1 protein-coding gene is annotated in these 1,112 nt (G+C 50.1%); it reads right to left on the bottom strand.

Annotated features, from left to right (window positions below; all coding sequences use genetic code 11):
• Window positions 1-206 precede the first annotated feature (206 nt).
• On the bottom strand, window positions 207-1,112 hold a 906-nt coding region (locus tag R7Z50_RS24640; RefSeq protein ID WP_318149369.1), incomplete at its 5' end, for a TolC family protein.

Raw genomic sequence — 1,112 nt, 5'->3', positions numbered from 1 at the left:
CGCCGAGCAAGCCGACCCATCTGCTGTTGTTCATGTTGTAATCCAGGGGTTACCGAAGTAACGTAACAAAATATTTCAGAGCCGGCATTATACAACCGAGAGAGGGTATAGGGGGTAGAAATATTTGCCTCACAAACTAAGTGGCCTCTTTTTAACCGATTTAACGGCATCCGTTATGATGCAAAGGTGTGAGGCTTGTAAGAAACCTAACCTTTGGCATTCGTTTCGGGTTGTGCTTCTGGTTGTAGCGTCCAATCACCACCAAGTGATTTGTAGAGCGCAATCGTAGCTTGTGCGGTTTGTAACTTTGCCGCGACTTGCTGATCTTGCATCATGCGTTGCTGACGTTGCGCATCTAAAACTGATAAGTGATCAATCAAGCCTGCTCGGTACAGTGACTTGGCTTTGTTGACGGCGTTATTGGTGGCTTTCAATGCATCATCGATTCGGCGCTGACTTTCTTGGCTGCGACCATAAGCAAACAGTGTGGATTCGGTTTCTGCTAAAGCCGCCTCGACCGTATGTTGATAAGACAATGTCGCCGAATCAAAACGCGCTTGGTTGATGGCTTCAATCGCCTCGCCACGCCCCCCATCGAACAAGTTCCAGCTTACGCCAGCCGCACCCATCCAACCGAAAGAATCGCTACTGAAGAGATCGTCAAAGCTTGACGCCGACAACCCCGGAGCGCCCGTCAAAAAGAACTTCGGATATTGATCAGCAACGCTTGCTGCTAACTCTTCATTGAGCGCGGCCATTTCGCGCTCGGCTAAGCGAATATCGGTACGACGTTTCAACAGATCGGAAGGTAAACCGACCGGCACCATGTCTTGCATGACAGGTACACTATGTTGCTTAGACAGACGGATTTCGACTTGCGTTAGCGGCTCACCAAGCAATACTGCTAAACGATGTTTGTGCGCTTGTTGGGCAATCTCTAACTGCGGAACGAGCGATTCCATTGCCGCAAGCGTGGCCTTTGCTTGGGCTAAATCGAGATCAGAACCGTAGCCGCTGCGCACGACTTTTCCGACGAGGTCGAGTGTACGTCGTTGATCTTCTAAGTTCGATTTTGCCAACTCAAGGCGCTCGCTTGCGCCTAGGTATTGCAA

The sequence above is a fragment of the Vibrio sp. 1249-1 genome (genome assembly GCF_033340495.1).
This window is presented reverse-complemented; position numbering and strand designations above follow the sequence as displayed.